Raw genomic sequence first — 7532 nt, forward strand, 5'->3', positions numbered from 1 at the left:
CGGCGTGGTTCTCCACGCCGCCCCTTTGATCTGATGGAGCTATCTCAGCACTTCTCGAAGATGGTGGCGACGCCCATGCCGCCGCCGATGCACAGGGTGGCCAGGCCCCGCTTGGCGTCGGGCCGCTTGGCCATCTCGTGGAGCAGGGTGACGATGATCCGGGCGCCGGAGCAGCCCACGGGGTGGCCGATGGAGATGGCGCCGCCGTTGACGTTGACCTTGCTCATGTCAAAGCCCAGCTCCCGGCCCACGGCGATGGACTGGGCGGCGAAGGCCTCGTTGGCCTCCACCAGGTCGATGTCCTCGATCTTCAGGCCGGCCTTGCTCATGGCCTGACGGGAGGCGGGGACGGGGCCCACGCCCATGATCTTGGGATCCACGCCGCCCTGGCCCCAGGAGACCAGCTTGGCCATGGGCTTCAGGCCGTACTTTTCAACGGCCTCGCCGGAGGCCAGGAGGATGGCGGCGGCGCCGTCGTTGATGCCGGAGGCGTTGGCGGCGGTGACCCGCTGGGTGTGCTTCTTGGCGTCGGCGGCGTGGCACTGGGTGACCTCAAAGGTGTGGACGATCTCGTCCTCCACGCCCTCAGGGCCAGCGGGGAAGGCGCCCCGGAGCTTGGCGATGCTCTCGGCGGTGACCCCGGCCTTGGGGTACTCGTCCACCTTAAACTCCACCATTTCCTTCTTTTTCTTGACCATCACGGGGACGATCTCAGCCTCGAACTTGCCGGCGGCCTGGGCGGCCTCGGTCTTCTGCTGAGAGGCGGCGGCGAAGGCGTCCTGCTCCTCCCGGGTGATGCCCCACACGTCGTTGATGTTCTCGGCGGTGGTGCCCATGTGGTAGTTGTTGTAGGCGTCCCACAGGCCGTCCTTTATCATGGTGTCCACCAGCTTCTTGTCCCCCATGCGGGCGCCCCAGCGGGCGTCCAGAGAGGCGAAGGGAGCGGCGGACATGTTCTCGGTGCCGCCGGCCACGATGACGTCGGCGTCGCCGCAGAGGATGGCCCGGGCGCCCTCGATGACGCTCTTCATGCCGGAGCCGCAGACCATGCCAACGGTGTAGGCGGGTACGGAGTAGGGCAGGCCGGCCTTTACCCCCACCTGGCGGGCCACGTTCTGGCCCTGGGCGGCAGTGAGGATGCAGCCGAACATCAGCTCGTCCACCTGCTCGGGCTTCACACCGCCGCGGGCAAGGACTTCCTTGACCACAGTGGCGCCCAGATCGGCGGCGGGCACGTCCTTCAGACTTCCGCCAAAGGAGCCAACCGCGGTGCGGCAGCAGTTGACGATGTACACTTCCTTCATATGAATCGACCTCCATGTCATATTTTTTTGGCTCTCACCAGGGTTTTCTGTTTGCGCAGTTCCTATTATATCTGCCCACAGCATAAAAAGCAAGAGAAACTTTGTGAAAACTTTAACGTCCTGCCGCCGGGAACCTTAAAATTGTGAACATTCCAAAAAGGGGAGCCGGTTTTCATTGTTTTGACAGAAAAAGCGTGATACAATAACATCCGCTGTAAAACGGACAAGGAGGATATCCATGAAAAAGACGAGAATTGCCGCCGGAGCCCTGGCGATAACAATGCTGGCAGGATGCTCCGCCGGCCCTGATCTGGTGGCCGCCCCGGACGATCTGGCCTATCAGGCCGCCGATCTCCAGCGGGACAGCCAGCTCTTTACGGTGGACGGCGCGGGGGTCAATGCCGAGGAGTATCTCTTTTGGCTGGTGAACGCCATTGCCGAGCAGAAGCATTACGGCCACCTCTCCGATGACGCCGATTGGTCTCAGCCTGTGGAGGGGCAGCCCTCCGCCGAGACGGTGAAGGCCGACGCGCTGAATACCGCCAAGCTCTACCAGGTCATCCGCAACCACGCCCAGGAGCTGGGCGTGGAGCTGACGGCGGAGGAGACCGAGCAGATGGAGGCCGACCTGGCCGAGGTGGTGGAGAGCTGGGGCGGCGAGGAGCGCTTCCGGGAGCTGCTGGATGAGCAGTGTATCTCCATGGATGGCTATGCCCGGCTCAACCAGGTGGCCTATCTCAACAAGGCCATTCAAAAAAAGCTGGAGGCCGACGGGCAGCTCACCGTCACCGAAGCCGACGTGGAGTCATATTTGGAGGAGCAGGGCATCTACGCCGTCAAGCACATCCTGGTGGCGACCCGCCACACCAACGCCGACGGCTCCCACGAGGAGTATACCGAGGAGGAAAAGGCCCAGGCCCTGGCGCTGGTCAAGGATCTGCGGGAGCAGCTCCGGGCGGCGGGGGACAGTGAGGCGCTGTTTGACCAGCTGATGGCGCAGTACAGCGAGGACGGCCGGGACGAGGAGGGAAACCTCTATGCGCCGGAGGGGTATCTCTACGTCTATCCCCAGGAAAAGGTCACCTCCTATTCGCAGATGGCGATGGTGCCGGAATTTGAGGCGGGCGCCCTGGAGCTGGAGATAGGCCAGATCAGTGAGCCCATTGAAACCAGCTACGGCTATCACATCATCCTTCGGCTGGAGCCTGACAGAGAGCAGGCCCGGCAGGAGTGCACCGCCGACTACCTGTATTATAAGCTGAACCGGAGTTGGCTGGAGCAGGCGGAGGTGGTGACCACCAAGGCCTATGACGAGCTGGATCCCCAGGTCTTTTATGACCGGCTGCAGAAGCTGCTGGACGCCCGGCAGGCGGCCAAGGCCGCCCAGGCCACGGCTACGCCCGAACAGAGCGCGCCGGGAGGGGAGAGCCCCCTGCCGGAGGAGACCGGCCCGGTGGGCTGAAAAATTGATCTGATCCGCAGTCCGGCAGAGCCTCTTTAGGCTCTGCCGGATATTTTTCTTCCAAAAATAAATTATAAATGTTAATATCATCAATAATCGTTGATTTTATTTCCTGATAATTGTGGCAAGCTATAACTATCAATTTGATAGGTATAGGAGGAAATTGCCATGAAGAAAAAGGAACGGGATCCTGAACTGGAGGCCATCGGTCAGCGGATACGCGCCGCCCGGCTGAGCAAGGGAATGACCAAGGAGGCGTTGGCGGAGGCTGCCGAGACCTCGACGCAATTCCTTTCCCAGGTCGAGAAGGGGGAGCAGAGCATGACGATGGTCAAATTCAAACGGCTGGCCACGGCGCTGGGCGTGTCCAGCGACTATCTGCTGTATGGCAGAACAGGTTTCAGCGAGAGGGCGGCCCTGGCGGCGGAATATATGGCGAGGCTGAATCCCATCGAGCGGGATATGGTCTCCCGAACGGTGATCGGGATACAGGGCATGCTGGACGAAGTTGCACCGGAGCAATGATGAAAAAAGAGATCAAAGTACTCTTGGTAGAAGATGACGAGGCCCAGCGCAGGCTCATGTCCATGCTTTTGAAGACCATGGAGGAGGTGCGCCTCACTGTGGCGGCCGACGGACTGCAGGGCTTGGAGCGGGCGCAGAGGGACCGGCCCGACGTGATCCTTCTGGATCTGATCCTGCCGGGGATCAGCGGGATAGAGCTGCTCAGGCGGTATCGCCGCGGAGGGGGACAGGCCGGGGTGCTGGCCATTTCCAAGGCGGTGGGGGAGGAGATCTGCGCGACGGCCATTGGGGCAGGGGCGAATTTCTTCCTGTGCAAGCCCGTCCAGTGGCCGGAGGTACGGCAGGCCGTTCGTTCCCTGGCCGGTGGTTTGACCCGGCGGTGCGAGGAACTTTTGGCGGAGATGGGCGGGCCTGACCTGATAGGCCGCCGTCAGGCTGCCCGCTGCGCGGGATGGCTGGGAGGACGGGAAAGCGGAAGCGTTCTTTTGAAGGAAGCCTATCTGGAGATCGCCAAAGAGGAGCGTACCTCGGTGGAGTGCGTGGAGAAAAATATCCGCCAGCTCATCAAAGAGCTGGCGGAAACGGGCACGCCTCTCTTTTGGAACCTGCTGGGCGGAAAGACGGACAAGCCGCCTACCAACAAACGCTTTCTTTTCACTCTGGCCGAGGCGGCCAGACGCCGGGAGGAATAGAAAAGAAGCTCTTCGCCAGAATTCCCTTGGAAAGGAACACCCTTCGCCCTTATAATGCGCTCACTGGAACGTGAAAAGGAAAGGACTGGTAGAGCGTGCAGGATGGGCATAGCGGAAGCCTTCGGGAGCTGTTGGACAAGCTGGAGAGCGATCCTCGGCGGGGGCTGAGGCCGGAGGAGGCGGCAAAACGCCTGGAGAAATACGGCCCTAACCGGCTGGAGGGGAAGAAAGAGCGGCCGTTGTTCCTGCGGGTGCTGGATCAGCTTCGCGACCCGATGATATTGGTGTTGCTGGCGGCGGCGGGACTGAGCCTTATCTCCAGCGGCGGGGAGGAGTGGCTGGACAGCGCCATCATTCTCCTCATCGTGGTAGTCAACGCCTTCATCTCCATCTCTCAGGAGAACAGCGCCCAGCAGGCCCTGGAGGCCCTGCGGAAGATGTCTGCCCCCCAAGCCAAGGTGGTGCGGGGCGGGAAAGAGCTGCGCCTGGAGGCCGACCAGGTGGTGCCAGGGGATGTGATATGCCTGGAGGCGGGGGATCTGGTACCCGCCGACGCCCGGCTGCTGGAGAGCGCCCAGCTCAAGGCGGACGAGAGCGCCATGACGGGGGAGTCCCTGCCGGTGGAGAAACAGGCGGGGGAGGGCCTGCCCCCGGAGACCGGCCTGGGGGATCGGAAAAACATGGTCATCGGCTCCACTGTGGTCACCGCCGGACGGGGTACCGCCGTGGTCACCGCCACCGGCATGGACAGCGAGGTGGGCCGGGTGGCGGGACTTTTGATGGAGCAGGAGGAGGCGGAGACGCCGCTTCAGCGGAAGATGGGGGAGATCTCCAAGATCTTGTCCTTTGTGTGCCTGTGCGTCTGCGCCGTCATGTTCGGGGCGGGGCTTTTGCAGGGGCGGGGGATGCTGGAGATGTTCATGACCGCCGTATCCCTGGCAGTGGCGGCCATCCCCGAGGGACTGCCCGCCATTGTCACCATTGTGCTGGCCCTTGGCGTGCAGCGGATGGCGGCCCGGGGCGCCATCGTGAAAAAGCTGCCTGCGGTGGAGACCCTGGGCTGCGCCGGGGTCATCTGCTCGGATAAGACGGGCACCCTGACCCAGAATAAAATGACGGTGCGCAAGCTGTGGATCCCGGAGGGCCGGGGAAGACGGGAGCTACTTACGGCGGCTGCCCTGTGCTGCGACGCCACCCTTCGGGACGGCCGGGCGGTGGGCGAGGCCACCGAACGGGCCCTGGTGGAGGCCGCGGCCCAGGAGGGGCTGGAGAAGGAGGAGCTGGAACGGGAGCTGCCCCGGAAGGGGGAGCTGCCCTTTGACTCGGAGCGGAAGCTGATGACCACCATCCACGCCCTGCCGGAGGGAGGCTTCCGGGTGTGCGTCAAGGGAGCGCCCGACGTGCTTCTGGGCCGGTGCGCCCTGTCCGACCATTCCCGCAGGGCCGCCCTGGCGGCCAATGACGGTATGGCGAAGGATGCCCTGCGGGTGCTGGCGGTGGCCTTCCGGGACATAGAGCGGCTGCCGGCGGAGGTGAGCTCCCGTACTCTGGAACAGGAACTGACCTTCCTGGGCCTTGTGGGGATGATGGATCCCCCCAGAGCGGAGGCCAAGCAGGCGGTGGAGCAGTGCCGCAAGGCGGGGATCCGCCCGGTGATGATCACCGGAGATCACAAGCTCACCGCCGTGGCGGTGGCAGGGGAGCTGGGCATCTATACCCAGGGAGATCTGGCGGTGACGGGGGCCGATCTGGACTTCATGCCCCAGGAGCTGCTGGAGCAGGACGTGGAGAAATTTTCCGTCTACGCCCGGGTGTCCCCGGAGCACAAGACCCGCATTGTCAACGCCTGGCGGAAGAAGGGGCAGATCGTGGCCATGACAGGGGACGGGGTCAACGACGCCCCCGCCCTGAAGGCCGCCCACATTGGCTGCGCCATGGGTCAGGCGGGCACCGATGTGGCCAAAGAGGCCGCCGATATGATCCTCACCGACGACAACTTTGCCACCATTGTCTCCGCCGTGGCCGAGGGGCGGGGCATCTACGCCAACATCAAGAAGGCCATCCACTATCTCCTCTCCTGTAACATCGGAGAGATCCTGACCATCTTCCTGGCCACTGTTTTGGGCTTCCACCAGATGCCCCTGATGCCGGTGCAGCTTCTGTGGCTCAACCTGGTCACCGACGCCCTGCCCGCATTGGCACTGGGTGTGGAGCCGGTGGAGGAGGGAACCATGGAGCGGCGGCCCCGGGACGCGGGGGAGAGCCTTTTCACCCGGGGCTTTACCTTGCGGCTGTGCTGGCAGGGGGCTATGGTGGGCCTACTGACCTTGGCGGCCTACTTTTTGGGGGAATATGTCCTCTCCGATCCCGGAGAGGCCTATCAGGCGGCCAACACCATGGCCTTTGCCACCCTGACCCTGTGTCAGCTCTTTCACGCCTTCGATGTGCGCAGCGAGGAGCACTCTCTGTTCCATATCGGGATATTGAGTAATCCCGCCATGAACAAAGCCTTTTTGGTGGGACTTCTGATGCAGCTGGCGGTGCTGTGCCTGCCGCCGCTCCAGCGCATCTTCCAGACGGTGGACTTAAACCCGGTGGAGTGGACGGTGGTACTGGTTCTGGCGGTCACCCCGGTGGTGGTGTGCGAGATCGGGAAGCGGCTGTGGAAGAAAAAGGACAAATAAAAACCGCCGCCGACGGCAGACGCCGTCGGCGGCCTTTTGCTGAAAAAAGCAAGCAGGTCAATTGCTTTTTAGAACGCATTTGTCGCAGGGCTCCAGCCCAAAACCGAGCGCAGTGGCGAGAGGGGCTTCCCAGTAAGTGCCGCCGTTGCAATGATCGTCATAGTGGTACTTTTTCCCCGTTTTGGTGATAAAAATGGGTTGCTCCGCCTCGGGAAGGGATAAGGCGACGGTGGAGGTCTCCTGTATCCACTCCACGTCCAACCCCAGGGCGCTGGCAACGGCCCGGACAGGGAGGTAGGTGGTGCCGTCGATGGCGAAAGGCTCCACCGGGCTCCCAATGGCGTTTACAGGGACGATGGGCTGGCCGTTGAGGGTGATGTGGATGTCGCTATAATCCAGCGTGGCCTGGGTCTGATAGGCGGCGAGGGCGGAGGTGGCCAGAGCGAGGAAAAGAATGGCGCTGAGGAAACCGGCGGCATAAGAGCGGATGGTTTTGCGTTTCATACGATCATATCCTTTCCTGGACAAGGTGTCCGAGTTATTTATCAGTATAGCGGATCCAAACAGAAAATGCAATATAAAATGAATATATTTTGAATATCTCAAACATGGCACAAACAATATATGATGGTGTCGAGGTGAGAGAATGGAACGAGACACCATCAGATTGTCCAAGCGTGGGGACGACGGCTACAAGGTTATTTCCGTGCGGCTGAAAGAACCTACATTGAAGCGTATTGACGAGGCGGCGGGAAAAACCAACCGCTCCAGAAACGAGATCATCAACATTATACTGGATCACGGTGTGGATATTTTAGAGATCGAAGAGTGACAGGACAAAAAAGGGCCGCCGACGGCATTTGCC

Annotated in this window: 7 protein-coding genes; 5 read left to right on the top strand and 2 right to left on the bottom strand. The window is 61.9% G+C overall.

Features of this window, described 5'->3' with window-relative positions; translation table 11 throughout:
• Positions 1 to 44: 44 nt before the first annotated feature.
• Positions 45 to 1304, bottom strand: coding sequence for an acetyl-CoA C-acetyltransferase (locus tag NFR87_RS10145; protein WP_251449358.1), 1260 nt, complete (start codon positions 1302 to 1304; stop codon positions 45 to 47).
• A gap of 238 nt (positions 1305 to 1542) precedes the next feature.
• Between NFR87_RS10145 and NFR87_RS10150 the strand changes: the two genes are divergently transcribed.
• The 4 genes from NFR87_RS10150 (at position 1543) to NFR87_RS10165 (ending at position 6667) form a co-directional block, all read left to right on the top strand.
• Positions 1543 to 2766 (top strand): peptidylprolyl isomerase, encoded by a 1224-nt coding sequence (locus tag NFR87_RS10150; protein ID WP_251449359.1) that lies wholly within the window; start codon positions 1543 to 1545, stop codon positions 2764 to 2766.
• A 168-nt stretch (positions 2767 to 2934) separates the two neighbouring features.
• Positions 2935 to 3291, top strand: coding sequence for a helix-turn-helix domain-containing protein (locus NFR87_RS10155; protein WP_251449360.1), 357 nt, complete (start codon positions 2935 to 2937; stop codon positions 3289 to 3291).
• A 23-nt stretch (positions 3292 to 3314) separates the two neighbouring features.
• A complete protein-coding gene (locus tag NFR87_RS10160) occupies positions 3315 to 3983 on the top strand; it encodes a response regulator (protein ID WP_251449362.1) in 669 nt (222 codons plus the stop codon).
• A gap of 95 nt (positions 3984 to 4078) precedes the next feature.
• Positions 4079 to 6667: a calcium-translocating P-type ATPase, PMCA-type gene (locus NFR87_RS10165; protein WP_251449363.1), complete on the top strand. Its 2589-nt coding sequence runs from the start codon at positions 4079 to 4081 to the stop codon at positions 6665 to 6667.
• A gap of 57 nt (positions 6668 to 6724) precedes the next feature.
• Here the strand turns inward: NFR87_RS10165 and NFR87_RS10170 are convergent, their stop codons facing one another.
• Positions 6725 to 7171, bottom strand: coding sequence for a copper amine oxidase N-terminal domain-containing protein (locus NFR87_RS10170; RefSeq protein WP_251449365.1), 447 nt, complete (start codon positions 7169 to 7171; stop codon positions 6725 to 6727).
• Between the two features lie 142 nt (positions 7172 to 7313).
• Between NFR87_RS10170 and NFR87_RS10175 the strand changes: the two genes are divergently transcribed.
• On the top strand, positions 7314 to 7499 hold the full coding sequence (locus NFR87_RS10175; protein WP_251449367.1) for a ribbon-helix-helix protein, CopG family: 186 nt from the start codon (positions 7314 to 7316) through the stop codon (positions 7497 to 7499).
• The last annotated feature ends 33 nt before the right edge of the window (positions 7500 to 7532 follow it).

Origin of the sequence: Vermiculatibacterium agrestimuris, assembly GCF_943193085.1 — a bacterium.
Lineage (GTDB): Bacteria > Bacillota > Clostridia > Oscillospirales > Oscillospiraceae > Vermiculatibacterium > Vermiculatibacterium agrestimuris.